1 protein-coding gene is annotated in these 1111 nt (G+C 70.0%); it reads right to left on the bottom strand.

The features are described 5' to 3' along the window. Nucleotides 1-1111 (bottom strand): SpnB-like Rossmann fold domain-containing protein (locus JK364_RS54330; protein WP_201858864.1); only part of this gene is annotated, 1111 nt, incomplete at both ends.

Below are 1111 nucleotides of genomic sequence, written 5' to 3'. Positions count from 1 at the left end.
TTCGCCGGGGTACATGCCCAGGGCGATGAGTACGTCGCGGAAGTTCAGACCGGCGGCTCGTACTGCGACCCGTACCTCTCCCGGCTGCAGGCTCCGGGTGGCGGTGTCGGATCCGGTCAGGGTGAGGTTCTCCAGCGTGCGGTGTTCGCTGGTGTCCAGGTGCCAGGCGTCGGTGTCGGTGGGGGGTGTCAGTGCGTCGGTGACGGCTGTGGTCGTCAGTCGGGGGAGGGTGATGGCGCCGTCGCGGATGCGGGCCTGGGGTTCGGCGGAGGCGATGAGGGTGGGGAGGATCTTTTGGGAGGTGGGGTGGTTGTCGGTGTCGACCAGCACGAGGCGGTCGGGGTGTTCGGTTTGGGCGGTGCGGAGCAGTCCCCAGACGGCTGCGCCGGCGAGGTCGTCGTGGGTGGCTTCGACGACGAGTGGGGTGGTGGTGTCCTGGGCCAGGTGGTGCTGGACGCGGGTCAGGGTCTCGGCGGTGATGCGGTGAGTGTCGGCCAGGACGTCGTCGCCGACCGTCGGCACCTCGTACCGCTCGAACTCCGGGGCGGGCGCGACGCTGCCGGACCACGGGAGCCAGTCCAGCGCGTACAGGTCGTCGGTCTGTCGAGGGCGGGCGCGCAGCTGGGCGGATTCGAGCGGCCGTGTGGTGAGCGAGTCGACGGTGACCACCGGCTGTCCACTGGTGTCGGTCGCCGACAGCGACAGCGTGCCGTCGTCGTCGATGTCCAGCTCGACCCGGAGGCGGGTTGCACCGGTGGCGTGGAGGGTGACGCCGGTCCAGGCGAAGGGGAGTCGGGTGTCGGTGTGGTGCTGTGCGGCGGTGGCGGCGTGGAGGGCGGCGTCGAGGAGCGCGGGGTGGATGCCGTAGCCGTCGGTGTTGCCGGTGTTGCCGGTGTTGTCGATGTCGGGGAGGCGGACGTCAGCGAGGAGTCGATTGTCGCTGTCGCGGCGCCAGAGTGCGTGGAGTCCTTGGAATGCGGGGCCGTATTCCAGTCCGGTGGTGGCGAGGCGTTGGTAGGTGTCGTCCAGGGGGATGGGTTGGGCGTTGGTGGGGGGCCAGGTGGTTTGGGGGGTGTTGGGGGTGTGTTGGTGCTGGGTGAGGGTGCCGGTT

Source organism: Streptomyces endocoffeicus, from assembly GCF_016741935.1.
GTDB classification, from domain to species: domain Bacteria; phylum Actinomycetota; class Actinomycetes; order Streptomycetales; family Streptomycetaceae; genus Streptomyces; species Streptomyces endocoffeicus.
This window is presented reverse-complemented; position numbering and strand designations above follow the sequence as displayed.